Here is a 24561-nt window from a genome sequence, read left to right on the forward strand (position 1 = left end):
CTCGAACTCCAAATACCAGGCCCGCGGACCGAACATCGACCGCCACACCTACAAGGCCACCACCAGCATCAACGTCGTCACCGACGAGCCTTGACGCATGAGCCATCCGCCTAACTGAACGGCGTTGGGACTAGATGTTCTGCCGATCGCCCAGTCGTCGCAACTTCTCCTGCGCCGGGCTGCCCGGCGCGGCCGTGTAGACCAACAGCACGTGGGACTGGTCCGGGTCCAGAAGCCGCTGGCAGGACAGCTCGAGAAGACCCAGCTCCGGGTGGAGGAACCGTTTCCCGTCGTCGAACTCCACGCCGACCTCGTGCTCGTCCCAGACCGCCCGGAACTCCTCGTTGGACTCCAGCAGCAGGCGCTGGAGGTGCGCGGCCCGGGAACCCGGGCCGCGCAGGGCGACCGCCCGGCGCAGACCCGCCGCGAACACCCGGGAATGCAGATGATGGTCGTCCGGGTGGTAGAGCGCCCGGCAAGCCGGGTCGGTGAACCAGCGGTAGCCGATGCTGCGGGCCGGCCCGGTGAACCGGGTGAGGTCGCCGGTGAGCGCCACCGCCGTCGGCGTCTGGCGCAGCGTCTCGCCGAGCTCGGTCACCACCTCGGCCGGGGTGTCGGTCAGCCGGTCCAGGATGCGCAACAGACCCGGGCTGAGGTGTTCGCCCGTCCCGCCCCGCGGCGGCGGGCGGTGGCCGGCCAGACGGAACAGGTGGTCACGTTCGTCGAGGGAGAGCCGCAGGCCCTGGGCGATCGACGCGACCATCTGCTCGGACGGGTGCGGGCCGCGCTCGCGTTCGAGCCGGCTGTAGTAGTCGGCCGAGAGGTGGCAGATCGTCGCCACCTCCTCGCGGCGCAGCCCGGCCGTCCGGCGGCGCCGCCCACGCGGCAGACCGACGTCCTCCGGTTGCAGCGACTCGCGACGGCGGCGCAGGAAGTCGGCCATCCCCGCCCGATCAATCATGTCGTCCGTTCTATCACCGCAGCCGATACCCGTCCCCGTCGTAAGGGGGGATCGTCAGGCCGTGGATGTCGTCCCGGATCGGCGCGAATCTGATGTCCATGACACGTACCCGCCCCGACATCACCATCCCGGACCTGAGCGGCAAGCTGGCCGTGGTGACCGGCGCCAGCGACGGCATGGGCCTGACCATCGCCACCCGGCTGGCGGCGGCCGGCGCCGAGGTCGTCATGCCGGTCCGCAACCCGGCCAAAGGCGAGGCCGCCGTCGCCCGGATCCGGCACCGGCAGCCGGACGCCGCAGTCTCGCTGCGAACCCTCGACCTCTCCTCGCTGGCCTCGGTCGCCGCACTCGGTGACACCCTGCTCGCCGAGGACCGGCCGATCCACCTCCTGATCAACAACGCCGGGGTGATGACGCCACCGGACCGGCAGACCACCGCCGACGGCTTCGAGCTCCAGCTCGGCACCAACCATCTGGGTCATGCCGCCCTGATCAGCCGGCTGCTGCCGCTGCTGCGGGCGGGACAGGCCCGGGTCACCACGCAACTCAGCGTCGCCGCTGACCAGCACGGCATCAACTGGTCGGATCCGAACTGGGAGCGGTCTTATGACGGCTTTCGCGCGTACTCGCAATCCAAGATCTTGATCGGTCTCTTCGCTCTTGAACTCGACCGGCGAAGCCGGGCGGCCGGCTGGCGGATCACCAGCAACGTGGCCCATCCCGGGGTGGCCGCCACCAACCTGCTCCAGGCGCGGCCCGAGGTGGGCCGCCCCCGGCCGACCGCCGGTGGACTGGCGATCCGTGCCATGGGCCGTCTCGGTCTGATCATCGGTACGTCCGAGTCGGCCGCCCAGGCGGCCCTGTACGCCGCGACCGCCCCGGACACGCACGGCGGCCGCTTCTACGGGCCGAGCGGCTTCCAGCATCTCTCCGGCATCCCGGCCGAGCAGCCGCTCTACAGCCGGCTGTGTGACGAGTCCGAGGCGCAGCGGGTCTGGCAGCTGACCGAGGAGATGCTGGCCGGTCACCCGGCCGCGGCGTAGTCCAGGAAACGCCGCAGATACCGCAACCCCTCGCTGCCGGTCGTGGCGCTGATGTCCGCGGGCCGCAGGCTGGTCACGACCTCGAGACGCCGGCGGGCCCGGGTGACCGCCACGTTCAGCCGACGCCAGCCGCCCTCCCTGGTCAGTGGCACGAAGTTCGGCGTGGTCCGGCCGGTCTCGTCCGGGCCGTAACCGACCGAGAGGATCACCACGTCGCGTTCGTCGCCCTGCGCCGCCTCGACGCTCTTGACGAAGAAACCGTCCAGCCGGTCGTCGGTGAAGAACTCGTCCAGGTGAGCGTCGTCCACTGCCCGCTCGATGGCGGCGGCCTGCGCCTCGGAGAGGGCGACGACGCCGAGCGTGAGGTGCGGCCGGACGGTGAAATGGTGGCGGACCCGCTCGGCGACCGCAGCCGCCTCGACCGGGTTGTCGCGCACCGCGCCACGCCGGAAGACGCCGTCCACCGGGAACACCTCGAGGCCCGCCTCCTCGGCGTCGGCGTCGGTGCCCACCGGAACGAGTTCACCCCGGTAGAACGCCTCATTCGGGAACGCGGCAAGCGAGGCGTGCCGGGACCGGTAGTGCCGGCGCAGACGGAACGAGCGGAAACCGCCCGCCATCAGGTCCAGGACCGACGCGGAGGCGTCCGGCGGCGGCAACTGCGCCGGATCGCCGGCGACGATCAGGGCATCCCCCCGATAGACGCAACCGAGCAGGTCGGCCGGGGTGAGCCGGCCGGCCTCGTCGACGATGACGACGTCGAAACGCGTACCCGCGGGAATGTTCCGGCTGACCGCCGACGGTGACGTCATCACGAACGGCTTGATCGACAGGGTGTCGCGGACCCGGCCGGGCGGCCAACTCGGGTCGATGTCGTCGCCCAGACCGTCGAGTTCGGCACGGGCGTCCTGGTGGGCGAACCACTCCTGCGGTCCGGTCGGATCCGCCCGCAAGGCCGCGACCAGCGCCTCCGCCCCGGCGTAGTCGTCCAGTTCGGCGGCCAGACCGGTCTGCCGGGCAGGGGTGAACGCCGCCAGCAGGTCGGCGCGGGCCCGGGTCCACCGCTGGACGACGTCGCTCAGACGCGGCGCCGGGACGACACCGTCGAGCGCCGCCGCCTGCGCGCCGGACAGGGGGGTGTCGTCGCCGGTCAGGCAGGCGCGCATCCGTTTCGCCCAGTCCAGCGCGGAGGTCACGGCGCGCATGTCGGTGCGGTCGCCGGCGTACAACGTCCCGAGGACCTCCCCGTCACCGCTCGCCGCGATCCTGGCGTAGCCGGCGTCGACCGCGGACCGGAATTCGAGCAGCTGAACGGCCCCCCTGACGGTCACCTCCCGGTGCACGGCCCGGCTGACCGACCGGGCCACCTCGGCGGCCGCCAGCAGGGGCGCCTGGTGGCCGTCCAGCCGCCCGGCCGCCTCGGTGATCGGCATCGCGGCCCGATCGTCGCGGCCGGGCAGCATCCGCCGGATCTCCTCGGCGGCGGCCAGCACCCCGGGATCGGCGATGGCGTCCCGGGCGATGTGGTCGGCGAGTTTCCCCAGTTCAGAGGTGCGTGCCCGGCGGATCGCGACGTCCGCCGTGGCCAGCGCGCGGGCGATCGGCGCATAGTCGGTGCCGCGCCCGGTGTAGTAGGCGCCCAACGCCACACCATGCCGACTCTCCGCCTGGGCGAAATCGGTCACGGCCTGATTCCAGGCCACCCCGAGCGACAGGTGGTCACGCGCGTCCTGCCAGGTCACGTCCGGGCGGGTGACGATCGCCAGGGCGCGCTTGTCCGCCCGATAGGTCCCGCCGAGCTTCTTCAGAACCTGTTGGGGGTACGCGAACCGACGCGCCAGTCCGTCCACATCGGTTCCGAGGAGATCCTCCGTGAAGTACGGCGTGGCCGCCCGTTCCGCCGCCGCCAGGGCCTCGCCGGCCTGCCGTAGTTCCCGCACCGCCCGATCCGCGTCGGCCCGCCCGGCAGCCGACAGCCAGACGCGCTCCGGCCGGTCGGCGCTGCGGCCCAGTTCGGCCACGACCAGGGTCGCCTCGGCGTCGCCGAACGACACGACCGGCGGCAGTCCCAACGTGTCGGCCAGTTCCGCCAGGCGACCGCCGGCCTCCCGTAGCGTCGCGGCGTCCCGACCGAACGTCCCGGCGAGGGCCGTGGCCTGCTCCGCCGTCAGGTCCCCGCCGTCGGTGGTGTCGACGCCCGGCAGGCTGTCCGGCACCGGAATCTGGAACCAGGGGACCCCGGCGGCACGGTCGGCCGCGTCCCGGCGACCGGCCAACTCCCGCAACTCCACGGCGAGACGGCCGGCCGCCTCCCGGAACGGGTCCAGCCGCTCCGCCGTCAGCCACTGCACCGGCACACCGGACGGGCGCCGCGCACCGAGGTCCACCAGGCGCGCCAGATCGGGTGCACGGCACAGCCGGTCGACGCCGAACGCCGCGGCCAGCGGCGCGTGGGCGGCGGCGATACCGGTCAGGGTGTGCAGCGCCGACGCGCTCTCGGCGAGACGCGCGTCCAGCGAACCGCGGAAGGTGACATCACGCCAGAGGTAGTCCGGCCCTTCGGCGGCCGGACGCCACGCCCCGGCCAGTTTCGCGACCGCCTCCCGGGTGGCCTCCGGCATCAGGTGCGAATGCGGTTCGACACCGAGCCGCCGCCGGACCATGTCCAGCGCGGCGGCCTTCTCCGCGACGAAGAGCACCCGTCTGCCGGCCTGCCGCAGCGCCCCGATCATGGCGGCGACGGTCTGCGACTTGCCGGTGCCCGGCGGGCCGTCCAGCACGAACGATCGCCCGGCCAGCGCGGCGGCGACGGCCGCCCGCTGATCGGGGTCGACCTCGACACGGGTCTCGACGTCGTCCGCGGTCCCGGGCTCGTCCTCTCTTCCGCTCTCTTCTCCGGCAAGGGCCCGGACGATCGGGTGGGCGACGACGACCGCCTCGTTGTCGAGCAGGTCCTGATACATCGCCTCCGCCCCGTACGAGAAACAGGAGAGCATCACCGGCTCGGTCACCCGCCAGCCGGCCCGCCCGGACACCGCGGCCCGTATAGCGGCCAGATCACCGGACGCCGGCAGCACGATCCCCACCTGCCGCAGCCGCACCGCCAGCACCGGGTTGACGACGGGTTCCTCCGCCACGAGCCGGTCACCGGCGGGCCCCGGGCGCAACGGGACGAGCACCAGCGGACTGGAGTACCTGATGTCGTCGTCGTCCGCCCAACTCAACGATCCGACGGCGAGGTGCAGCGTCCGGCGCCCGCGTTCCAGGAACTCCCGGTGCGACCGGCGCTGCAGGTCCCGCAGAAGCGGCACGAGTTCCTCAGCGGTCCGGTCGGTCCGCAACCCCCGAGCCACATCCGACGGCGAGATCCGGACGGCGGTGCCGGCCCGCATCCCGTCCAGAAGCGGGGCGGCCCCCGGCGACAGAATCCGGACCGCGCCGGCCCTGCTCATCCGGAACCGAAGAAGCGGGTTCCGCTCCGACAGGTCGACAAGCCCGTCCCGCCAGCGACGAACAGTCTCCAGCACGGGAGGGTTCGGTTCGGCGTCGCCGCGCATGCCATTGCTCCATCCGCACTTCAAGTCCCGCAACGGATCCGCCTCGTCACTCACCGCAACGAAGCAGACCGATGTCCGAGATCAGAAAGTCCGGCTCGAACCCCAAGACAGTAGCGTCGGCCTCTCGGCGTGATGAACCGTCATCGCTTATCCCCTTCGCGGTCGTAGAGGTGGGCCACCGACCGATGCCCGGCTTCGCACACCTTCTGGGCGGCGATGGCAGGCAGCCCTCTTCCGCGGCTGTGGATGTCAAGTCCGCTACGGGAACGATCCGCACGTTCAGTCACCGGCGGCCGCGACGAGCCGAAGAGAGAAGAACCGCCTGTCAGATCTGACAGGCGGTTCAGGTGTTGCTGATGGTGGGCGATACTGGGATCGAACCAGTGACCTCTTCCGTGTCAAGGAAGCGCGCTCCCGCTGCGCCAATCGCCCTCAAACTGCGAGGTGGAGACGGGATTTGAACCCGTGTACACGGCTTTGCAGGCCGTTGCCTCGCCTCTCGGCCACTCCACCGAGCAGGCCGATGCAAATCGCAAGCAGCAGCCTCTCCGAGCGGACGACGGGATTCGAACCCGCGACCCTCACCTTGGCAAGGTGATGCGCTACCACTGCGCCACGTCCGCATGTCGTCCGGCACGTTCCCCGGCAACGGATGAAACATTAGCCGAGCCACCACCCGAATGCCAAAGCGGGGTCACCCCAGCCCGTACATCCGGTGAACACCGTCGATGTCACCCGCCGAGAGCGCCGCGCGCTGACCGATCGTCGCGGCCGGGTCCACCGGGACGATCGTGGGCCGGCCGTTGGCACTGAACGCGGTCCGCGGGTAATGCATGATCGACCCGTAGTCGTACCCGCCCAGGTCGTCGCCGTCGGTGATGTGCTGGTCGAAGTTGTGTTCCTGGCCGGTCTGGATGTTCGCGAAGTCGATCCGGACGAACATGTCCCGGTCCTCCCGGCTCTGCTCGTGCCAGAGGCCGACCGCGTGCCCGATCTCGTGGATGGCGTTGCCGACGCTGCAGCCCGGCCCGAGGCTGAGGGTCTGCGCACCGCCGTCCTGCAAGCCGACGAAGCTCCAGCAGCCGCCCGCGTCCATGAACCGCACGAAGTTCACATGCTCGGCGGGATCACGTTCGGTGAACCGGATCCGGGTGTTCTGCTCCCAGTGGGCGATCGCGTCGCGTACCCGCTCAGGGTTGGGCAATGCCGGGTCGACCGTGAACGGAACCAGCCCGCCCGGCCAGCGGAATCGACTGCCGCTGATGCCGACGGCCGAGGCGACGTCGCCGGCCACCGCCTGTTCACGCGCCTCGGCGAGCTGCTGCTCGAACTCGTCGACCAGCCCGAGGGCGATGTCCCCCTCGAAGATCGCCATGCCGCCGACACGGCTGTAGATCGCCGTCCGCACACCGAACGTGACTCCGGAGATCCGCGCGGTGCCGCGTTCCCCACCGCGGAACTCACCCTGGCCGATCGTCATCCCGCCTGCTCCCGCCGTTACAGCCCGACACGCCGGACCGGGACGTCGAGCCGGTCCGCCGACGGGATCGGATGGGAGGCCGTCGACACGTAGTCACCGACGGTCACTCCCCCGCTGCCGGAGACATCGACATGCACACGAACCGTCTGCCGCCCCCCGACCCCCTGCGGCAGCCGGATCTCGAACTCGATCTCCGCCTCGTCGTCAAGCGCGAGACCCTCCCGGACGGTCTCCGCGATCACCACGGCCGGCGCGTCGGCGCGGGACACCTCCTCCACCCGGGCGGTCACCCGCGCCACGCGGGCAGGCCTCGCCCCGGCCGGGAACAGGATCCGCCCCCGCACCACACATCCACCGAGCCCATCACCCATGCCACCCCAGCCTTGTCCCTCCCCGCACGCTCCGCGAGGGTCGGTCCGAGATCCGACACAGACCTCGGGGGTACGCGTAAAAAAAAAAGCCGCGTGGCCACCACCACACGGCTTCGTCGCACACTCGGATCAGGTTCAGGGTTCGCCCAGCAGACGGCGCACCTGGGCGGTCAACTCCGCCTGGAAGGCCGCCACACTGCCGTCGGAGACGCCGACCCGGTAGTCCGGCCCGGTGTCCGGGTCGCCGGCCCGGTCGAGGTCGCACCGTCCCGCCGTCCCATCGACGCGCCCATCGGTATACGCCTGCAAAGAATCGTCCATCACGGCGACAATCTCGCACGTCAGAGGCCATGCGGCCCACCGGCCGTCCGTCCGAGCAGCGACCACCGGTCCGGTCAGGACCATCGGGTTACGCCGCCGCGGCCCGACTGCCGGACACGACGTACAGACAGATCAGACTCGGTACACAGAATCTCCACAACGTGGCTCCGCATGCTTTCGTTCGGGATCAGCCGAGGAGTCACCAATGACCACGAACAACCAGTCCACATCCGCCGCGACCGATGAGCCGGTGACCGAGCTGATCGGCGCCCGGCCCGCACCCGGCCACGACGGACCGGCCACCGACACGACCGCCGCCGCCGTCACCACCCCGGCGACAGCAACCCCGAAGACGGATCCGACGTCCGGATCCGCCACGACGGAGCCGGGATCCGGATCTGCCGAGCCCGGCTCCAGCTTCAGCTCCGGCTCCGGCTCCGGCTCCGGCTCCAGCTCCGGCTCCAGCTCCGTGACGAGCACCGACGACGAGAAGACCTCGGTGGACCTCTTCGCGATCTCGGACACCGTCGGCACGCCGGCCCTGCCGCCCGCCTCCGACCCGTTCACCTCAGACCCGGCCACCAGCGCCGAACCCGCGCCGGCCGCTCCCTTCCCGACATCTCCCCGGACGGACGCGGACCCCACCACCGCCAAACCGGTCACGCCCACCGCCGATCCGACGCCCACCGCCGCCATTCCGGTCACACCCACCGCCGATCCGACGCCCACCGCCGCCTTCCCGACGCCGCCCACGCCCGCACCGACCGCTGCCATGCCGACCGTTCCGGCAACCTCGCTGCCGGTGGCCGCCTCCCCGGGCTCCGGAACACCGGTGCTCACTCCCGAGGTGGTGGCCACCCCACCGGAATGGGTCAAGACCGGCCCCCTCACCGAGATCAACGCGGCACCCTCGGCAGCCGGCCCCGGCGCGGGTCCGGGCAGTGTCGCCGGCGGTGTTCCACATGCCGGTGGGCCGGGCGGGCCGTTCCCGCCCAACGGTGGTCCGGCTCCGTGGGCGCCGGCGCCGAAGGGCTCCGCCGGCAAGGGTGCGCGGTTCGCCGGGTTCCGTAAGAGCCCCAAGCTGGTCCTGGTGGCCGCGATCCTGGTCACCGCCATCGCCAGCTCCGGGGTCACCGCCGCGGTCATGTCCGCGGTGGGTGGCTCGTCCTCCCCCACGGTCAGCACCCAGCAGCAGGGCGGCGGTCCCGGCGGCTTCCAGGGTGGCGGCGGCATGCAGGGCGGCGGAGGGATGCAGGGCGGCGGAGGCCCCGGCGGCGGCATGCAGGGTGGCGGTGGCATGTTCGGCGGCGGCCAGGACAGCCAGAGCGGCACCCTCCCCGACTCGGGCTCGGGCACCGACTCCGGCTCGGGCACCGGCACCGCACCCGGCACCGGCACCGCGCCCGACTCAGGCACCGGCACCGACTCGGGCACGGTCACCGCGCCCGGCACCGGTACCTGATCCCTACATCGGCATCGCGGTGAACGCCGACCGGGTCGTCCCCGGCCGGCGTTCACCGCTAAGGCCGGCCGGACTGTCAGCACCCTGATGCCGCGGCCGGTCCTCTCCGGCCGGCGTTCTGTGTGATGGCCGTGGCTGAACCGGCCTCAGTCCGCCACGCCGACCGGTTGACCGATCGTTTCCGGACGATCGAGGCAGGCCAGCATCGCGTGCGCGAGATCCGCGCGGGACACCCGGTATCCCCGCGGCACCACACCACCGACCGTCATGCGGTAGCCGCCGCGCAACGGCCCGTCGGTCAACTGCGGCGGCCGTACCGACGTCCACGCCGCCCCCGACGCCGCGAGCGCCTCCTCCATGGCCCGCAGATCGTCGTAGACCGGCCGCAGCACCGCGGAGATCACCGGGCGCAGCACGGCCCGGCTGAGCAGGCTGTCCCCGTCCGGCGTCGGCCCCACCGGCGCGGCGCTGATCACCACGATGCGCCGGCTGGGAACCCGGTCCAGTCCGCGCAGCAGCGCCCGGGTGACGGGTGCGGCGACCGGCCCGACGTTGCGGCCCCGGGGCCCGACCGCGGACAGAACCGCGTCGGCGCCGTCCATCGCCTTGCCGACCTCGTCGGCGTCCCGGTCCGGGTCCCCCACCCGGACGACGGTGAGTCCGGCGTGCCGCAGCCCGAACCGCCCCGGATCACGCACCACGGCCGTGACCGTGTCCCCTCGCCCGACCGCCTGTTCGACCAGGTGAAGGCCGGTCTTTCCGGTAGCTCCGAAGATCGTGAGTCGCATGACTTCTCCCCCAGCTCGGATTTCGTCATGCTAGGTGATAGTCACAGGATCGTGCAATCACTGCCTGGTACGGTCACGTCATGATCGATCCGCCCGCACTGGGCTCTCGGGTGGCCTTCCTGCTGTCCCAGCTCGGCTTCCAGAGCGCACAGTCCTTCACTACCCGGCTGGCGCCCCTGGGCCTGACACCCAACCGGTTCGGCCTGCTCACACACGTGGCCCGAGCCGAGGGCCAGACCCAGCAACAGCTGGCCGAACTGCTGGGCCTGCACCGCAACACGATGGTCACCCTGGTCGACGACCTGGAATCCCAGGGCCTGGTGGAACGCCGCCGACACCCCGAGGACCGCCGCGCGTACGCCATCCACCTCACCCCGGCCGCCCGCGACCTGCTCCCCGCCGCCACCGAGGCCGCCGAGGCCCAGGAGGCGTCGGTGCTGGCGGGCCTGACCGAACAGGAACAGGATCAACTACGCACCCTGCTGCTGAAGATGGCCACTCAGCAGGGCGTGACCTCAGGTGTCCATCCCGGACTCACCACTCACCGCGGACACTCCGCGAAGCCTGAGTGATATCACGCATGGTTCCGGAGGTGTCTCATGGCGAACATCCTCATTCGTGACCCGAGCCGGTAAGCCGTCGATCGCCTCGATGCGGAGGCCGCTCATCTGGGCCTTTCCCGAAACGAATACCTGCGCCGAAAGCCCGAGGAACGTCCCACTCCCCCGCTGCGCAGCAGGTAACCGATCAGGATCGGCAGCGATCCGCCGAGGCCTTCGGCGACCTGTCAGACCCACGATCATGGACAACGCACGGTGACCAGCCGGCCGATCGACGAGTCGGCTCACGTCAAGCTTCCACTCGGCCATGCCGACGACCGGGCGACTGGAATGTACGGATCGTTCGCGGAGCGGTCCGCCTTTCGAGCACTACCAGGCTGGAGATCGGCTGTTCCGCACGATCCGGCGCCCTCGCAATGCCACGTACTTTAAGTTGATCATGAATGTGACCGTCGACTCTGCGGCTGCGATCACGTCCGCCGGTCGCCGCCTCCAGACACCACCCCCGAGCGCCGCCTCTAGACACGTTTCGTGGTCAGGGTGCGAAGCCCATCCGCGTGGTGACTTCGGGCGCGCTGGACGCCCGAAGTCACCACACCCGTGGTCGTGTGGTGAATACGGGCGCGCTGGACGCCTGAAATCACCACACCCGTGGTCGTGTGGTGAATACGGGCGCGCTGGACGCCTGAAATCACCACACCCGTGGTCGTGTGGTGAATACGGGCGCGCTGGACGCCCGTAATCACCACACCCGTGGCGGTGTGGTGAATACGGGCGGGATGGGCGGCTGAACTCACCACGCGGACCCTGATGACGAAACATGTCCAGGCGCCTCGTGCGTCGGCGCTGTTCAGCCGCTCGCGGCCTTCCCGGGGCGGCCGCTCGCGACGACCCCGGGGCCGTCGCCAAGATCGAAAGAGGCCGATTGGCGTTCCGGCCACCCCCGGCCGTCGCCCACTCCCGGCCGTCGCCCACCTGGGCCGTCGCCCACGGTCCATCCGCGAGCCGAAAACAACCGCGGGCGACGGCCGAGTGACCCCGAGCCGTCGCCGACGGCTGATTCCCACCCTCCCGAACAGCCGCCGCCGACGGCTCGACCGCCTCGGCCGTCGGCCACGGTCCGTTCGCGAGCCGAAAACAACCGTGGTCGACGGCCGACAGTCGCACCATGCCACCCAGCTCAAGTTGACCTTGGATGTGACCCAACCCTGCGACAAACGGCTGAGCTGCCCTGATGCGACCGCCACCGCCACCGCCGTCGGCTGGCGGCTGGCGGCTGGCGGCGATCAGTGGGCGGTGGTGATGAGGCGCCGAAGAGCGGCGTGACCGGGTGGACCCCAGGTCGGCTTGCCACCGGGCCGTCCATGCACACCCGCGTCGCCGATCATCATGCCGGCCAATGCCTTGCCGACGGCCCAGCCCCGGGCCCTCCGCAACATCGCCGCGTCCGGACCGGGCCGACCCGCCACGTCCGGACCGGGCCGACCCGCCACGTCCGAGCCGGGCCGACCAGTCCGGTTCGCCGCGGGCAGGGCCGGCCGGTACGCCGCGTGGAACAGGTCGAACGCCTCCTCCGGCAACAGGATCCACGCCGCCGCGAGGTCGCACGCCGGATCGCCGGCGCAGAGATCACCGAAGTCGATGACGCCGCAGAGCGTACCCTCGCAGGTCAGGACGTTGGCCGGATGCAGGTCGACATGGATCCAGGTGGGCGGGCCGTCCCAGACCGGCGCGGCGGCCGCGTCCCGCCAGATCGCGTCGACCGCGTCCGGGTCGTCGACCAGACCGAGTTCGACCGCTGACGCGAGCATCCGGGTGAACCCCTCGGCCCCGTCGGCGAGCACCCCGCCCCGGCCCTGCGCCACCGGCGCCGCAGCGGGCGCCGGCTGATGAAGAGCGGTCAGGAAGGCGCCCAACGACGCGGCGGACTCCGCGGCTCGCGCGCCGGTGACCGGTTCCCGGTCGGCCGGCGCGCCGGGAACCCAGGTGGTGACCAGCCAGGTTCGGGGAAACGCCGCGGTCGGCTCGCCGAGACGTTGTGGCACGGGCACCGGCAACGGCAGCCGCCCGGCCAACTGCGGCACCCACCGGTGTTCCTTGCGCAGCAGCGCGTCCGCCGCCGCGGTTGCGAACGGCAGCCGCACCGCGAGCTCGTCCCCGAGTCGCCACAGTTGGTTGTCCCAGCCGCTGGCGCCCCACGTGACGGGCATTTCCGCGTACTCCGGAAACTGCTCTTGAATCAATGCCTGGACCAGGGCTGCGTCGATCTCCCCAGCGGAGGCTGCGGGTCCGGACACACCAGCCACACTAGACACGTTCCGCAATCAGGGTGAGAAGCCCATCCGCATGGTGACTTCAGGCGCGCTGGCCGCCCGTATTCACCACACCCGTGGTGGGCGTGGTGAATACGGGCGCGCCACGCACCCAAAGTCACCACGCCCGATGTGGAGCGTGTTGAAAACAAACGCGCCACGCGCCTGATGTCACCACGCGGGCCCCGACGACGAGACGTGTCTCGCGGATCAGCGGAAGGCGTCCACGTGACGCGCGGCCCAGGCGGCGAACGGCCGCGGCGGCCGGCCCAGGACCGTCGCCACGTCGGGGCTGATCCGCTGTTCACGTGGGGTCGGCGTGCCGAGGATCGCCAGCGTGCCGTCGACCACCGGCGGCGGCATGAAGCGGAGCATCTGCTCGCGGGCTTCGCCGGGTGTCTGCTCGGTGAAGCCGATCGGTTCGCCGAGCGCCGCGGCGAGGTCGGCGGCCCGGTCGCGGGGCGTGCTCAGGGCCGGGCCGGTCAGCTCGTACGTGTGACCGTCGTGCCCGCGGTCCCGGAGGACGACGGCGGCCACCTCGGCGATGTCCGCCGGATCGATCACCGGCAGCCCGACGTCACCGAACGGCGCGCTCACCGAACGGCCGGCCCTGATCGGTTCGGCCCAGGCGAAGGTGTTGGAGGCGAAGCCGCCCGGGCGCAGGATCGTCCAGCCGAGACCGGACCGGCGGACGTTCTCCTCGATGGTGTGCAGGGGCGCGTGCGACGGCGCCTCCGGTCGTGTCGCGACGGCCTGGGAGGACTGCAGCACGATCCTCTTCACGCCGGAGTCCACGGCGACCCGCAGGATCTCCGGCATGTCGAGGTGTGCCCCGGCCCCCGCCACGAGCAGGAACAACGCCTCCGCGCCGTCGAGCGCCGGGCGCAGGGTCTCCGGCTGTTCGAGGTCGGCGTGCTCGTGGCGTACCCCATCGGGTGTGGAGATGGGGCGCTGCCCCCGGGACACCGCCGTCACCGTGGCGCCCGGCGTGGCGAGGAGCGGCAGGAGTGCCTGTCCGACGTTTCCGGTGGCGCCTGTCACGACGATCATGTCGTGCCTCCGTTTCGACCGCGGCGTTCGCGCGGTTCGAGGAGACGCTAGTAACGTCGGGATAGTAGGTACCTAGAGGATAGTAATGGGTTCGTGACGGAGGACACATGGAGCAGACGGCGGATCCGCAGACCGCGTGCCCGGTCACACCGGTCGTCGACATGGTCTTCAGCCGCTGGACGACGCCGATCCTCTGGTCGCTGCACCACCATGGCCGGCAGCGTTTCGTCGAGTTGGAGCGCCGCCTGACCAGCATCACGCCCAAGGTGCTCACCCAGCGGCTCCGCCAGCTGGAACGCGACGGGCTGGTGGCGCGCACCTACCACGCCGAGGTGCCGCCCCGCGTCGAGTACGAGATCACCGCGCTGGGCGCCGGCCTCGGTCCGCTCTTCGCCCAGCTGGCCACCTGGGCCGACGCCAACCTTCCCGAGGTGGAGCGGGCCCGCGAAAGCTACGACGCGCGGCCGGCACCCGCCCGTCAGGCGTCGACCGACACCGGTCGCGCGCGGTAGGACCGGGCGGCGGAGAGCAGGTAGAGGATGGCACCGCCGACGGCGTACCCGGCCAGGCCGGTGAGGGACAGCTCGCTCGCGGCCGCCTGCTTGACGAAGGTGAGACCGATGACGCTGGACAGGCCACCGCTGATGATCATCGGCCACTGTCCGCGCATTCCCCGCCGCAGCCGGTTGATCGCGAGGGCCGACTGGATCGCCCCGGTGAGGACGGCCCAGACGCCGAAGATCCGCAGCACCGGGGCGGGTCCGCCGCCGGCGCCCAGCGCCACCGCGACCGCTGTGCCAGTGCTGATCACCGCGTTGACCAGCTGCGCCCGGACGTTCCCCGGATTCCCGAGGGCCCTCTGGGTACGGGCGTCCAGCAGCGAGGCGGCGACGTCGAGGAGCGGATAGAGGACCAGCAGGACCACGGCGGGCCCCGGCAGGTCGGATGCGGCGGTGAGATCGCCGGCCGGCGACAGGGCGACGGCCAGCGACCCGGCCCAGAGCAGGGCCAGGACGGCACGGACCAGGTAGAGCACGGCGGGGTCCTTTCTCGAACAACGGCGATGCGGACGGTACGAGGAAGGAGTCTGCGATCGGCCGGACCCGGCCACGTACTTCGAACGAAGTACTCGGGCCGAGTTCCGGTGCCCGAGAATCAGGGCATGATCGCCACCCCGCTGTGGATCCGCCGCCCGGAACTGGTGCACCTGTTCGCCTACACGGCGGCCGGGCTCTCCTTCACCGGGCAGATCGCGGCCACCGTGCTGCGCGGGTCGGACGGACGCGTCGTCCTGGCGGTGCTGCTGGCCGGCGCCGGGACCGCCGTGTCCTGGCGACTGCCGTGGACCGGTCTGGCCGTCACGAGCGCGGCGTCCTTCGCCGTCACCGCGGTCGGCAACGACCCGCTGGCGGTGTGGATGACGGCGGTGTTCGTCCTGTTCTCGGTCACCTTCCGCGGACTGCCGGCGCCGGTCGCGACGACGCTGGTGGCGGCCTTCCTCCTCGGGGCGTTCATGACGGTGGGAGGTTTCCGGGGCGGGCCGGTCGTCGGGGTCGCCGCCCTCTTCTCGGCGATCGCCGGAGGGGCCAGCGGAGCCGCGCTGCGCATCCACCGGGACCGGTGGTGGATGCTCGAGGAACGGGCCGCCCGCGGGGTGGTCGAGGAACGCCTGCGCATCGCCCGCGATCTGCACGACGTGATCGGTCACCAGGTGGCGATGCTGAGCATGAACCTCGGGATCGCCGAGATCGGGCTGCCGGACGACGCCGAGGCGTCCCGCAACGCCCTCGTCGCGGCCCGGTCCAACGCCCGTACGGTGATCGCCGAGACGCAGCGGATCCTGGCGCTGCTGCGACGGGGCGACGACACCCCGGATCTCCGGCCCCCGCCGTCGATCGACGGCCTGGAAGGGCTGTTCGCCTCGTTCGCGAGCATCGGCCTGGAGGTGCGGCCGGACATCGCGGTCCCGGCCGGGGCTGTCGAACCCAGCCTCGGCGTGACCGTCTTCCGGGTGGTGCAGGAGGCGCTGACGAACGCGTACCGGCACGGCGAGGGAGAGGCCACCGTGCGGGTACGCGAACAGGACCGGAGACTCCGCGTGACCGTCGAGAACCGCACCGCCCGCGCGAGCCGTGCACCCGGTACGGGCGGCGGACTCGGACTGGTGGGGATGCGGGAACGGGTCGAATCCTCCCACGGGCGCCTGACCATCGACGACGGTCAGGGACGCTTCCGGGTCGACGCGGAGTTCGGCCCGGTGGGCGAGGCCCTCGGATGACGCGGATCGTGATCGTCGACGACCAGGACGACATCCGGGCCGGTATCCGGTCGATGCTCCGGGCCGACCCGGCCCTGACCGTGGTGGGTGAACTGTCCGACGGACTGCAGGTCGCCCCCTTCCTCCGGGAACACCCGGTCGACCTGGTCCTGATGGACATCCGGATGCCCGGCATCGACGGTGTGGAGGCGACCCGCCGGATCCGGGCCGAACACCCGGCCGAGAAGGTTCGGATCATCGTGCTCACCACCTTCGACCAGGACGACGTCGTGCTGGCCGCCCTCCGTGCCGGCGCCAACGGTTTCCTGGGCAAGACCGTCAGCCCGGCCGAACTCGTCGCCGGGATCACCGAGGTGGCGGGCGGCGGTGGCACCCTGTCGGCGAACGCGACAGCCGCACTGATCGGCCACATGGCGGACAACCCTCCACCGGTGATCGACAAGGTTCTGCTGCGCCGCTTCGACGTCCTGACGCCCCGGGAACGGGAGATGGTCGTCCTGGTGGCCCGGGGCCTGAGCAACGAGGAGATCGCCGGGCGGATGGTCGTGTCGCCGTTCACCGTCAAGACCCACGTGGTGCGGGCGATGACCAAGATCGGTGCTCGGGACCGGGCCCAGCTGGTCTCGTACGCCTTCCGGGCCGGCCTCGGCCCGCCGTCGGATCAGCCCTGGTAGGGCGGCGCGACACCCCAGCCCCAGTGCGGGACCGGCGCTTGACCGGGTGGCGTCGCGCCCGGCTGGGAGTTGGCCCGGGCCAGCCGGGTCCCCCACTCGATGTAGCCGGCGAACGCGGCCCGGAACTCCGGGTCGTCCGGCAAGCCGACCTCGTCGGCCGCGTCCATCAGCAGGCTCACCCAGCGGCGCCGTTGCGGCTCGGTGATGGCCCGGCCCAGGTGCTGGCCGAGCATGTGGGCGTATCCGCCGCGCTCGTCGGTGTACCGCGACGGGCCACCGAACACTTCGGACAACCACATCGCCACGTAGCGCGGATGGCCCGGATCCATGTGCGCGAACAGTGGGCCGATCACGTCGTCGGCGCCGACCTTCTCGTAGAAGCGGCTGGTCAGTCGCTCGAACGCGTCGGCGCCGCCGGCCCAGTCGTAGAGGGTCGGGACGGCCCCGCCGGAGCCGCGGACCACGGTCGGCTCGTAGTGGCGCATCTCCTTGATCGCCCCGACGTGGGGCCCGATCTCGGCGAGGAAACCGGGGAACAGATCACCGGTCCGGAATCCCTTGAGGTGGTCCTCCGGCGAGGTCCACACGATGCGCAGCAGGTAGGCGGACGGTTCCTCGGTGCAGCGGCTCAACTCGAAGTCGACACACTGCGGCGCCTGCGCGAGGAACCGGGCCGCTCGCCGGTAGGCGTCCTCGAAGGCCGTCGTGTCGCCGGGGATCTCATACCGGATGTACTCGACCGTCATGCCTCAACACTAGGTGCGTGCCGCTCGTGATGAGGAGCAGGCTGATTCCCGACGGGGTGGCTCTCGCGACGAGCGCCTTGAACCGGGGCGGCCACGACGCCCGTGGCCGCAACGCCGTTCACTCCCCGGCCCGGCGCGCCCGGTTGAAAGTGATCAGCTCGTCGAGCGACTGCAGCGTCCGGGTCAGTCCCGCGATGTCGGTGCGGAGCTTGTCGCGTACCTCGACCAGGCGCTCGAAGGCGGCATCGCTCGTCTCGTCGCTGGGGGTCTCCAGGCAGGGCAGCACCTCGAGGATGACCTGGCTGTTCAGCCCGGCCGTGTAGAGCCCCTGCAGGTAGTTGACCCGGTCGACCTCGCGCTCGGTGTAGTTGCGGTGCCCACCGGAGCTGCGCTCACTGGACAGCAGTCCCTGCTGCTCGTAGTAGCGCAGCGACCTCGTGCTGACCCCGGTACGTTCGCTGAGCTCGCCGATCCGCACGGGAACCTCCTCCGGTGGGCTGCGCCACAGACCCTTGAATCTGACATGGATGTCAAGATCTAGCGTAGCCCGCATGACAAACCCGCAGTTCACAGCCCTGCACGTCGCCGTCGACGCCGGCGTCGCCACCGTCACCATCGACAACCCGCCCCTCAACCTGCTCGACACCGCACTGATCACGGATCTGAATGCGTTCGCCGACGGTGTACGCGACGACGGGACCGTCAAGGTGATCGTGTTCGAGAGCGCCGACCCGGAGTTCTTCATCGCGCACGGCGACGCCCACTTCGTCGACCGCCCGGAGAGCTTCGCCGCTCTCGCCGAGGGTCTCGAGGGCCCGTTGAACCCGATGCAGGCCCTGCACGAGAAGCTGCGCGCCCTGCCGCAGATCACCATCGGCAAGATCGCCGGTTTCGCCCGCGGCGGCGGTCACGAACTGTTGATGGCACTCGACCTGCGCTTCGCCGCGATCGGCCGCGCCCGGGTGGCCCAGCCCGAGGTGCTGCTCGGCATTCTGCCCGGCGGCGGGGGCACGCAGTATCTGACCCGGCTCACCGGCCGCGCCCGCGCACTGGAACTGCTGCTCGGCGCCCCGCTGGTCGACGCCGAACTGGCCGAACGTTACGGGCTGGTCAACCGGGCCCTGCCCGCCGACGAACTGGACGACTTCGTCGACGTCCTCGCCCACCACATCGCCGGCCTGCCCGCCGCGGTCATCCAGGCGGTACGCACCGCGGTCGACGCCGCCCTCACCGGATCCTACGAGGACGGCCTGGTGGTGGAGAACCAGAAGCTCGGCGAGTTGTTCACCGCCGAGGCCGCCCAGCGGACGGTGGACCTGCTCAAGGTCGGCTACCAGACCCGTGAGGGCGAGAAGCGGCTCGAGCAGATCCTCCACGGCTGACCGCCCCGTCGCGGAGCCGGACAGCGAAAGAGCTCCCATCGATCGATGGGAGCTCCGGGGCGTCGTGCCATGTGGCCGGGGCAGCCTCGTCACAGGTCCGGTCACATGAGCTTCAAGAACCATTCGACGGCCTCCGGCGGTCCGAGGATGGTGGAGTCGAAGGCCGGCTCGGCTTGTCGCCCCAACTGGTCCCGGGCGTCCAGTACGCGGTACACGAACCGGTGCTCTTCGGTGATGCGCCGCGATGCCCAGCCTGAGAGGTCGCCCTTGAGGAGTTCCGGCTTGCCGATGCCGCCGTCTTCACCTCGCTGAATGTCCTTGATGAAAGCATTGATCCGCTTAAGGGTCTTGCGATCACCCGACTGCCGGCCCACGTACTCGTCCCACGCATCCGGGTGCCAGACGAGCTTCAAGCAGAGCCCTCCGCGTCCTGTTCGATCAGCTCATGCTGGACCAGCCCACCGGCTTCCATCTCCGCCCGCCGACGGCGCAACTCGCGGCCGTTGGCGCCCCGGGACAGGTACTCAGTTTCGCGCCACGCGTCATAGTCGCTCTTCAGCATGATGACCAGCGGCTCGTGCCCACTGCGGGTAACTACAAGATCTTCGGCGTCGTTCTCGATGGCGTCGAACTCGTTCGCGAGGTTCGCCCGCAAGTCCGAAGCAGTGATGACCTTCATGACCCCTCCAGCGTTGTACGTCATATCGCACAACGCCCTGGAGATCAAACCCTAGAAGGCGACGATCACAGGCAACGCCGGCGACAACAGCCACGATGACGGCCTACGTGCCTCACCGCACACTCGCAGCTCAACGCGCCGTTGACCGAGACGGTTCTTGAACTGCCGACAATCGATTCAAGTTTGCCCAGGTAGGCCGGCCAGAGGCGAGTGGGGCAGGTCAGCCGGCCGGCCAGGATCAGAGGACTCGTCGACCCGAGTAACAGAAGAACCGCCCGTCAGATCTGACAGGCGGTTCGGATGCAAATACTCGTGGGCGATACTGGGATCGAACCAGTGACCTCTTCCGTGTCAAGGAAGCGCGCTCCCGCTGCGCCAATCGCCCTCAAACTGCGAGGTGGAGACGGGATTTGAACCCGTGTACACGGCTTTGCAGGCCGTTGCCTCGCCTCTCGGCCACTCCACCGAGCAGGCCGATGCAAATCGCAAGCAACAGCCTCTCCGAGCGGACGACGGGATTCGAACCCGCGACCCTCACCTTGGCAAGGTGATGCGCTACCACTGCGCCACGTCCGCATGCCATCCGGCGTGTTCCCCGGCGACGGACAAAACATTAGCCTGTCCCGTCCACCCACATCAAACCGGGGTCCCCTGGCGTGTCGGCGACAGGCAGGATGGGCGGATGGAGATCCGGCAGATCAGCGCCGACGAGCGCCCGTCGACCATGTTTCCGCTGCAGGGATACGCCTTCGAAGGTTCGCCGGGCAGTCCTGCCGACGTCGTCGCCCAGCAGGCGAGGGTCAGGTACTTCACGACGACGACGAGTCTGGTGGCCGAGGAGGACGGGCGGGCGCTGGCCTGCGCGGCGGGCATGCCGATGCGGCAGAACGTGCGGGGCGTGCTGCACGACATGCAGGCGATCGCGTCGGTGGCGGTGCATCCGGAGGCGCGCCGGCGGGGGTTCGCGCGGGATCTGGTGAACCGGCTGCTGCGTCAGGGGAACGACGAGGGCAGGACGGTGAGCTGCCTCTACCCGTTCCGGCCGAGTTTCTACGCCCGGTTCGGGTTCGTCGGGTTGCCGCAGCGCCGGCTGGTCTCGCTCGACCCGGCGGGCCTGGGCCGTGTCGAGGTGCCGGGGGCGTCGGTCCAGCTCCTGCCCAACCGCGAGGCCTTTGATGTGTACGCGCAGACGACCGCCCTCGTGGCCTCCCGGCGGCACGGTTTCGCCGTCTACGACGAGACCCGTTTCGAGGAGTGGCGCGGGGACCCGGTGTGGGTGGCGGTGGCCCGTTCCGGCGGGGAGGTCGTCGGCGTGCTGCGGTACCGGATCGACGGTTTCGGCGGGGAACTCACCGGTGAGGACCTGTTGACCACCGGTCCGCTGGGCCGGGCGCTGCTGCTCGGATTCCTGGCCCGGCACGTCGACCAGGTCGAGCGGATCACGCTGCGGGTCGATCCGGCGGAGGCGCCGGAGTTGTGGGCCACCGACCTGACGGCGACGATCGAGTCCCGGGTGTCCAGTCCGCTGCACCGGGCGCCGATGGCCCGGGTGTCGAGTCTGCCCGCGCTGGCCGGGTTGCCCGCCGGCGAGGCGGACGTGACGGTCGAGGTGGTGGACGACGAGCTGATCGGCGGCGTCTGGTCGTTGAGCGGCGCGGGTGGGGCTCTCACGGTCGCCAAGGGCACCGCGGAGCCGTCGGCCACGCTCACCGCCGCCGGCCTCAGTGGTCTCGTCTACGGCGTCCTGGACCCGGTGGACGTGGTGACCCGCGGGCTGGGCTCCGTCCCGGTGGACGCCTTCGACGCGTTGCGCACGTTGTTCCCCCGGCAGTTGCCGTGGGTGTGCGCGAACTTCTAGTGCTAGGAGAGGATCGGGAGACCGGCGGAGGTGAACGCCCGGCCGTCGTCGGTCACGGCCGCCGATTCGTACCCCTCGTCGGTCTTCTTGGCGAGCCAGGTCAGGCCGGCTTCGCCCATTGCGAGCGCCGCTGTCGCGTACGCGTCGGCGAGTGCCAGATCCGGTCCGACGACGGTGACCGACCGCAGGCCGCTCGCGGCCTTGCCGGTACGCGGGTCGAACACGTGGGCGCCGCGCTCGTAGGTGCCCGACGTCGCCACCGCCCCGTCGGTCACGCCGAGGACCCAGCTCAGTTTGTCGGCCTCCCACGGGTGGCGGACGCCGACCCGCCAGGGGCCGCCGGTGGGGCCCGTGCCGCGCATCCGGATGTCGCCGCCGGCACCGATGTAGTGCCGGGTGGATCCGGCGGCGGTGAGACGTTGCGAGGCCACTTCGACGGACCAGCCTTTGACGTAGCCGGACGGGTCGAGCCGGCCGCCCGCGTACGCGTCGAAGTAGCCGTCCGTGTCTCGCCACAGGTCTGCGCACCGGTCCAGGACGAGCCGCAGGTCCGCCGAGGCGTCCTCGAGTCGCAGGGTGCCGTCGCGGAACCGGCACACCTCGCTGTCGTCCTTGTACGTGCTGAACCGCGCGTCGACCTCGTGGAGCCAGGTGCAGGTGGCGTCGATGAGCTCCTGCTGTCGCGGGGCCGGCAGGTCGTCGGCGAGTTCGATGCTGACGACCGTTCCCATCACCTGTTCGACGTGGCGCACGAACCGAGACCCTACGCCCCGGCCTTGTCCAGTGCGGCCTGCAGGGATGCGACGTACGACTGGCTGGTGAAGGTGGCGCCGGAGACCGCGTCGACCTCGGCGCTCTGCGATTTCAGGGTCGCCGCGGCGAGGGTCTTGACCGCGTTCGGGTTGATCGTGCCGCTGAAGCCGTCGGTGGGCGCTGTCGCGTTCGCCGCCGTGATCTTGCCGCCGCTGACCTTGATCGTCACCTGGACCGTGCCGTACTGGTTCTGTACGGCCTTGCCCTTGTAGGTGCCGGCCTTGAGCCCGGTCTCCTCTTCCTCGGCCTTCTCGTCGTCCTTCTTGTCGTCGTCCTTGTCGGCGCCCTTCGAGGCTCCCTTCGAGGCGCCCTCGGTGGGTTCGGCGGTGCCGCCGGCCTCCGGCTCCTCGGCGACCTCTTCCTGCTCCTGCGCGACCGGCGCTGTCGCCACCGGCGCGTCCGGCGGGGTCACGCTCAGGCGGACCCCGAGGATCAGGGCCGCGCCGGTGAGGGTGCCGACGGCTGCTGCGGTACTACGTCGCATCGCGAGAACTCCCAAGTCCTAGGGAACGAGAAAACGGGCTCAGAACTCGAACGGGTCGAGGTGGATCTGGCTGTCCGGCACCTTGAGCTGCTTGATCGTGTCGACCGCGGCGTTGACCAGTCCGGGCGGGCCGCAGAGATACACGTCGCGGCGGTTCACGTCCGGCACCAGGCCGCGCAGGCCTTCCGGGGTGAACAGCCGGCGCGGGCCGGGATCGTTGCGGCCGCCGACGATGTACCGCACCCAGGCGTCCCGCTCCTCGGCCAGGTCCTCCAGCTCGGTGCGGAAGACCAGTTCCTCGGGGCGGCGGGCGCGGTAGATGACGATCGTGTCGGCCGGCATGTCCTCGAGCAGCGCCCGGATCGGGGCGATGCCGCTGCCGCCGGCGATGAGCAGGGCCCGCCGCCGGGTACGCCGGTCGGCGGTGAACGTGCCGAACGGTCCCTCGGCCCAGACCGGGGTGCCGGGGCGCATCGAGGCGAGCTTGCGGGTGTGCCCGCCGGCCACCGTGACGGTGAGCCGCAGCCACTTGGCGTTCGGCGCCGCGGACAGCGAGAACGGGTGCGACTGCCACCAGCCGTTGGCGGTCAGGAACCGCCAGCGCATGAACTGGCCGGCCTGGGCGGGCAGCTTCTCGAGGCGCTTGCCCTCGATGTAGATGGAGAACGTGTTGGCGCCCTCACCGACCACCTCGGCGACGCTGAACCGGTGCCGCGTGTTGAGCCAGAACGGCTCGACGACCCGGCCCCAGACGAATGCGGAGATGGTGAGGCAGCCGAGCGCGGGCCAGAACACCGAGGCGAACCGGCCGCTCATGTCGGCGCCCAGGGTGATCTGGTGGGCGTACCCGAGGAGCAGCGCGCCGTAGCTGGTCAGGTGGATCAGGTGCCACAGCTCGTACGGCAGGATGTTGCGCACGAAACGGATCGAGATCAGGGCGATCAGCCCGATCAGGCCGGTCGCGACGGTCGCGCTCATCATGTCCGGGAACGTGGTGATCACGGTCCAGCCCTGCTCGACCACGCCGGTGCCGGCCGGGATCGAGTACGCGTACACGATGAAGACGATGTGACCGACGAGCGCGAGCACCAGTGAGGTGCCCAGCCAGCGATGCCAGCGCAGCAGGTCGCGGGAGCCGACCCACTCCTCGAGCCAGGAGACCCGGCTCATCATCAGCACCTGGATGAAGAGCACGTAGCCGGCGACCAGACCGGTGATCCGGCCGGCCGCGAGCATCGTCGTGTACGTGTCCTTGACCGCGCCGGCCTGGGTGTTGAACAGCCAGAGCGCGATGCTGGTCCCGAGACCGGAGAGGAACAGCAACACGGTGAAGAGCCGGTTGCCGCTGCTGGCCTCGCCCGGCGGCCGTTGCTCCTCCGGGATCGGGACGCCGGTGCCGACCTTCCAGCCGGTCGCCGAGGTCTCCGACTCGAGGACGATGTCGCCGCGCCGGTAGGGGTCGCCGACGTACTCCGGCTGGTTCCCGTACTGCGGCGCGGGGGCGTACTGCTGCTGCCCGTAGTCCCGGTCCCGGTAGTCGTCCCGGTCCCGGTAGTCGTCCCAGGAGGCGGGCGGGCGGTTGTTCTCCGGCCGGAAGTCGGCGGCGGGCGCCCGCAGGTCGGAGAAGTAACCGTCGTCGTCGTCGGGCAGCCCGCGCCGATCCTGGTACGTCGGTATCGCCATCGTCCTCACCCGCTCGGCAGTCGTCTCACGGCGTCTGCCACCCCTGCGGCCGACGTGAC

At 70.8% G+C, this 24561-nt stretch carries 24 protein-coding genes and 6 tRNA genes; 8 read left to right on the plus strand and 22 right to left on the minus strand.

Translation table 11 applies throughout. From position 1 onward, the window contains the following. Nucleotides 1-130: 130 nt before the first annotated feature. Nucleotides 131-958 carry a helix-turn-helix transcriptional regulator gene (locus QSK32_RS24350; RefSeq protein WP_285473408.1) on the minus strand — a complete coding sequence of 276 codons (828 nt, stop codon included), beginning with the start codon at nucleotides 956-958 and terminating at the stop codon, nucleotides 131-133. Nucleotides 959-1059: 101 nt separating this feature from the next. On the opposite strand from QSK32_RS24350, the gene QSK32_RS24355 reads away from it, so the two are divergent. Further along, nucleotides 1060-2004, plus strand: coding sequence for an SDR family oxidoreductase (locus tag QSK32_RS24355; RefSeq protein WP_285473287.1), 945 nt, complete (start codon nucleotides 1060-1062; stop codon nucleotides 2002-2004). On the opposite strand, the gene QSK32_RS24360 is transcribed toward QSK32_RS24355, so the two are convergent. From QSK32_RS24360 to QSK32_RS24390, 7 genes are all read right to left on the minus strand, one after another. Continuing rightward, nucleotides 1986-5561, minus strand: coding sequence for a DUF4011 domain-containing protein (locus QSK32_RS24360; protein ID WP_285473288.1), 3576 nt, complete (start codon nucleotides 5559-5561; stop codon nucleotides 1986-1988). The genes QSK32_RS24355 and QSK32_RS24360 overlap by 19 nt on opposite strands. A 357-nt stretch (nucleotides 5562-5918) precedes the next feature. Continuing rightward, a tRNA-Val gene (locus tag QSK32_RS24365) sits at nucleotides 5919-5993 on the minus strand. 10 nt (nucleotides 5994-6003) lie between these two features. Next, nucleotides 6004-6074: transfer RNA gene (locus tag QSK32_RS24370), tRNA-Cys, on the minus strand. 38 nt (nucleotides 6075-6112) lie between these two features. Continuing rightward, nucleotides 6113-6184, minus strand: a tRNA-Gly gene (locus QSK32_RS24375). 71 nt (nucleotides 6185-6255) lie between these two features. After that, the gene (locus QSK32_RS24380) at nucleotides 6256-7041 is read right to left on the minus strand and encodes a M12 family metallopeptidase (protein ID WP_285473289.1); all 786 of its coding nucleotides are present in this window, start codon (nucleotides 7039-7041) and stop codon (nucleotides 6256-6258) included. Nucleotides 7042-7058: 17 nt separating this feature from the next. Next, complete coding sequence (locus QSK32_RS24385; protein ID WP_157411410.1) at nucleotides 7059-7412, minus strand: hypothetical protein; 354 nt, start codon at nucleotides 7410-7412, stop codon at nucleotides 7059-7061. A gap of 135 nt (nucleotides 7413-7547) precedes the next feature. Continuing rightward, a complete protein-coding gene (locus tag QSK32_RS24390) occupies nucleotides 7548-7733 on the minus strand; it encodes a hypothetical protein (RefSeq protein ID WP_045746481.1) in 186 nt (61 codons plus the stop codon). A 205-nt stretch (nucleotides 7734-7938) separates the two neighbouring features. On the opposite strand from QSK32_RS24390, the gene QSK32_RS24395 reads away from it, so the two are divergent. Then, a complete protein-coding gene (locus QSK32_RS24395) occupies nucleotides 7939-9195 on the plus strand; it encodes a hypothetical protein (protein WP_285473290.1) in 1257 nt (418 codons plus the stop codon). A 146-nt stretch (nucleotides 9196-9341) separates the two neighbouring features. Here the strand turns inward: QSK32_RS24395 and QSK32_RS24400 are convergent, their stop codons facing one another. After that, the gene (locus QSK32_RS24400) at nucleotides 9342-9983 is read right to left on the minus strand and encodes an NAD(P)-dependent oxidoreductase (protein WP_285473291.1); all 642 of its coding nucleotides are present in this window, start codon (nucleotides 9981-9983) and stop codon (nucleotides 9342-9344) included. 80 nt (nucleotides 9984-10063) lie between these two features. Between QSK32_RS24400 and QSK32_RS24405 the strand changes: the two genes are divergently transcribed. Next, nucleotides 10064-10555: a MarR family winged helix-turn-helix transcriptional regulator gene (locus QSK32_RS24405; RefSeq protein ID WP_045746450.1), complete on the plus strand. Its 492-nt coding sequence runs from the start codon at nucleotides 10064-10066 to the stop codon at nucleotides 10553-10555. A gap of 1274 nt (nucleotides 10556-11829) precedes the next feature. Here the strand turns inward: QSK32_RS24405 and QSK32_RS24410 are convergent. Both QSK32_RS24410 and QSK32_RS24415 read right to left on the minus strand, forming a co-directional pair. Then, nucleotides 11830-12840 (minus strand): aminoglycoside phosphotransferase family protein, encoded by a 1011-nt coding sequence (locus tag QSK32_RS24410; RefSeq protein WP_285473292.1) that lies wholly within the window; start codon nucleotides 12838-12840, stop codon nucleotides 11830-11832. Nucleotides 12841-13065: 225 nt separating this feature from the next. Further along, nucleotides 13066-13905 (minus strand): NAD(P)H-binding protein, encoded by an 840-nt coding sequence (locus QSK32_RS24415; RefSeq protein WP_285473293.1) that lies wholly within the window; start codon nucleotides 13903-13905, stop codon nucleotides 13066-13068. Nucleotides 13906-14012: 107 nt separating this feature from the next. Between QSK32_RS24415 and QSK32_RS24420 the strand changes: the two genes are divergently transcribed. Further along, complete coding sequence (locus QSK32_RS24420; protein ID WP_045746453.1) at nucleotides 14013-14417, plus strand: winged helix-turn-helix transcriptional regulator; 405 nt, start codon at nucleotides 14013-14015, stop codon at nucleotides 14415-14417. Here the strand turns inward: QSK32_RS24420 and QSK32_RS24425 are convergent. Then, nucleotides 14384-14941, minus strand: coding sequence for a hypothetical protein (locus tag QSK32_RS24425; RefSeq protein WP_285473294.1), 558 nt, complete (start codon nucleotides 14939-14941; stop codon nucleotides 14384-14386). The genes QSK32_RS24420 and QSK32_RS24425 overlap by 34 nt on opposite strands. A gap of 126 nt (nucleotides 14942-15067) precedes the next feature. Here QSK32_RS24425 and QSK32_RS24430 point away from each other — a divergent pair, with 126 nt between their 5' ends. Beyond that, a complete protein-coding gene (locus tag QSK32_RS24430) occupies nucleotides 15068-16183 on the plus strand; it encodes a sensor histidine kinase (RefSeq protein WP_285473295.1) in 1116 nt (371 codons plus the stop codon). Beyond that, complete coding sequence (locus QSK32_RS24435) at nucleotides 16180-16857, plus strand: response regulator transcription factor (RefSeq protein WP_045746455.1); 678 nt, start codon at nucleotides 16180-16182, stop codon at nucleotides 16855-16857. Before QSK32_RS24430 ends, QSK32_RS24435 begins: the two co-directional genes overlap by 4 nt. On the opposite strand, the gene QSK32_RS24440 is transcribed toward QSK32_RS24435, so the two are convergent. Together QSK32_RS24440 and QSK32_RS24445 are read right to left on the minus strand one after the other, a co-directional pair. Next, nucleotides 16845-17603: a group II truncated hemoglobin gene (locus QSK32_RS24440; RefSeq protein ID WP_045746456.1), complete on the minus strand. Its 759-nt coding sequence runs from the start codon at nucleotides 17601-17603 to the stop codon at nucleotides 16845-16847. The genes QSK32_RS24435 and QSK32_RS24440 overlap by 13 nt on opposite strands. A gap of 118 nt (nucleotides 17604-17721) precedes the next feature. Next, the gene (locus tag QSK32_RS24445) at nucleotides 17722-18081 is read right to left on the minus strand and encodes a MerR family transcriptional regulator (protein ID WP_045746457.1); all 360 of its coding nucleotides are present in this window, start codon (nucleotides 18079-18081) and stop codon (nucleotides 17722-17724) included. Nucleotides 18082-18154: 73 nt separating this feature from the next. Here QSK32_RS24445 and QSK32_RS24450 point away from each other — a divergent pair, with 73 nt between their 5' ends. Further along, on the plus strand, nucleotides 18155-18985 hold the full coding sequence (locus tag QSK32_RS24450) for an enoyl-CoA hydratase/isomerase family protein (RefSeq protein ID WP_285473296.1): 831 nt from the start codon (nucleotides 18155-18157) through the stop codon (nucleotides 18983-18985). Between the two features lie 101 nt (nucleotides 18986-19086). On the opposite strand, the gene QSK32_RS24455 is transcribed toward QSK32_RS24450, so the two are convergent. From QSK32_RS24455 to QSK32_RS24475, 5 genes are all read right to left on the minus strand, one after another. Then, the gene (locus QSK32_RS24455; RefSeq protein WP_285473297.1) at nucleotides 19087-19398 is read right to left on the minus strand and encodes a Txe/YoeB family addiction module toxin; all 312 of its coding nucleotides are present in this window, start codon (nucleotides 19396-19398) and stop codon (nucleotides 19087-19089) included. Further along, nucleotides 19395-19664, minus strand: a complete 270-nt coding sequence (locus QSK32_RS24460) for a type II toxin-antitoxin system Phd/YefM family antitoxin (protein ID WP_285473298.1) — start codon at nucleotides 19662-19664, stop codon at nucleotides 19395-19397. The genes QSK32_RS24455 and QSK32_RS24460 overlap by 4 nt, the downstream gene beginning before the upstream one ends. A gap of 313 nt (nucleotides 19665-19977) precedes the next feature. Beyond that, nucleotides 19978-20049: transfer RNA gene (locus QSK32_RS24465), tRNA-Val, on the minus strand. 10 nt (nucleotides 20050-20059) lie between these two features. Then, nucleotides 20060-20130, minus strand: a tRNA-Cys gene (locus tag QSK32_RS24470). A gap of 38 nt (nucleotides 20131-20168) precedes the next feature. Beyond that, nucleotides 20169-20240: transfer RNA gene (locus QSK32_RS24475), tRNA-Gly, on the minus strand. A 106-nt stretch (nucleotides 20241-20346) separates the two neighbouring features. Here QSK32_RS24475 and QSK32_RS24480 point away from each other — a divergent pair. Next, a complete protein-coding gene (locus QSK32_RS24480; RefSeq protein WP_045743003.1) occupies nucleotides 20347-21522 on the plus strand; it encodes a GNAT family N-acetyltransferase in 1176 nt (391 codons plus the stop codon). A 2-nt stretch (nucleotides 21523-21524) separates the two neighbouring features. Here the strand turns inward: QSK32_RS24480 and QSK32_RS24485 are convergent, their stop codons facing one another. From QSK32_RS24485 to QSK32_RS24495, 3 genes are read right to left on the minus strand one after another with little or no spacing between them, the layout of a single operon-like run. Next, complete coding sequence (locus tag QSK32_RS24485) at nucleotides 21525-22253, minus strand: FAD:protein FMN transferase (protein ID WP_045743103.1); 729 nt, start codon at nucleotides 22251-22253, stop codon at nucleotides 21525-21527. 32 nt (nucleotides 22254-22285) lie between these two features. Continuing rightward, on the minus strand, nucleotides 22286-22819 hold the full coding sequence (locus QSK32_RS24490) for an FMN-binding protein (protein WP_045743004.1): 534 nt from the start codon (nucleotides 22817-22819) through the stop codon (nucleotides 22286-22288). Nucleotides 22820-22858: 39 nt separating this feature from the next. Continuing rightward, on the minus strand, nucleotides 22859-24502 hold the full coding sequence (locus QSK32_RS24495) for a ferredoxin reductase family protein (RefSeq protein WP_052720518.1): 1644 nt from the start codon (nucleotides 24500-24502) through the stop codon (nucleotides 22859-22861). Nucleotides 24503-24561: the final 59 nt, after the last annotated feature.

This window comes from Actinoplanes sp. NBRC 101535 (genome assembly GCF_030269225.1).
GTDB lineage: Bacteria > Actinomycetota > Actinomycetes > Mycobacteriales > Micromonosporaceae > Actinoplanes > Actinoplanes rectilineatus.

Bases quoted from the DNA above. Each gene is read 5' to 3' on its own strand.
- QSK32_RS24355 (WP_285473287.1), top strand. From the start codon at position 1,060: ATGACACGTACCCGCCCCGACATCACCATCCCGGACCTGAGCGGCAAG.
- QSK32_RS24360 (WP_285473288.1), bottom strand. From the start codon at position 5,561: ATGCGCGGCGACGCCGAACCGAACCCTCCCGTGCTGGAGACTGTTCGT.
- QSK32_RS24380 (WP_285473289.1), bottom strand. From the start codon at position 7,041: ATGACGATCGGCCAGGGTGAGTTCCGCGGTGGGGAACGCGGCACCGCG.
- QSK32_RS24385 (WP_157411410.1), bottom strand. From the start codon at position 7,412: ATGGGTGATGGGCTCGGTGGATGTGTGGTGCGGGGGCGGATCCTGTTC.
- QSK32_RS24390 (WP_045746481.1), bottom strand. From the start codon at position 7,733: ATGGACGATTCTTTGCAGGCGTATACCGATGGGCGCGTCGATGGGACG.
- QSK32_RS24395 (WP_285473290.1), top strand. From the start codon at position 7,939: ATGACCACGAACAACCAGTCCACATCCGCCGCGACCGATGAGCCGGTG.
- QSK32_RS24400 (WP_285473291.1), bottom strand. From the start codon at position 9,983: ATGCGACTCACGATCTTCGGAGCTACCGGAAAGACCGGCCTTCACCTG.
- QSK32_RS24405 (WP_045746450.1), top strand. From the start codon at position 10,064: ATGATCGATCCGCCCGCACTGGGCTCTCGGGTGGCCTTCCTGCTGTCC.
- QSK32_RS24415 (WP_285473293.1), bottom strand. From the start codon at position 13,905: ATGATCGTCGTGACAGGCGCCACCGGAAACGTCGGACAGGCACTCCTG.
- QSK32_RS24420 (WP_045746453.1), top strand. From the start codon at position 14,013: ATGGAGCAGACGGCGGATCCGCAGACCGCGTGCCCGGTCACACCGGTC.
- QSK32_RS24430 (WP_285473295.1), top strand. From the start codon at position 15,068: ATGATCGCCACCCCGCTGTGGATCCGCCGCCCGGAACTGGTGCACCTG.
- QSK32_RS24435 (WP_045746455.1), top strand. From the start codon at position 16,180: ATGACGCGGATCGTGATCGTCGACGACCAGGACGACATCCGGGCCGGT.
- QSK32_RS24440 (WP_045746456.1), bottom strand. From the start codon at position 17,603: ATGACGGTCGAGTACATCCGGTATGAGATCCCCGGCGACACGACGGCC.
- QSK32_RS24450 (WP_285473296.1), top strand. From the start codon at position 18,155: ATGACAAACCCGCAGTTCACAGCCCTGCACGTCGCCGTCGACGCCGGC.
- QSK32_RS24460 (WP_285473298.1), bottom strand. From the start codon at position 19,664: ATGAAGGTCATCACTGCTTCGGACTTGCGGGCGAACCTCGCGAACGAG.
- QSK32_RS24480 (WP_045743003.1), top strand. From the start codon at position 20,347: ATGGAGATCCGGCAGATCAGCGCCGACGAGCGCCCGTCGACCATGTTT.
- QSK32_RS24485 (WP_045743103.1), bottom strand. From the start codon at position 22,253: ATGGGAACGGTCGTCAGCATCGAACTCGCCGACGACCTGCCGGCCCCG.
- QSK32_RS24490 (WP_045743004.1), bottom strand. From the start codon at position 22,819: ATGCGACGTAGTACCGCAGCAGCCGTCGGCACCCTCACCGGCGCGGCC.
- QSK32_RS24495 (WP_052720518.1), bottom strand. From the start codon at position 24,502: ATGGCGATACCGACGTACCAGGATCGGCGCGGGCTGCCCGACGACGAC.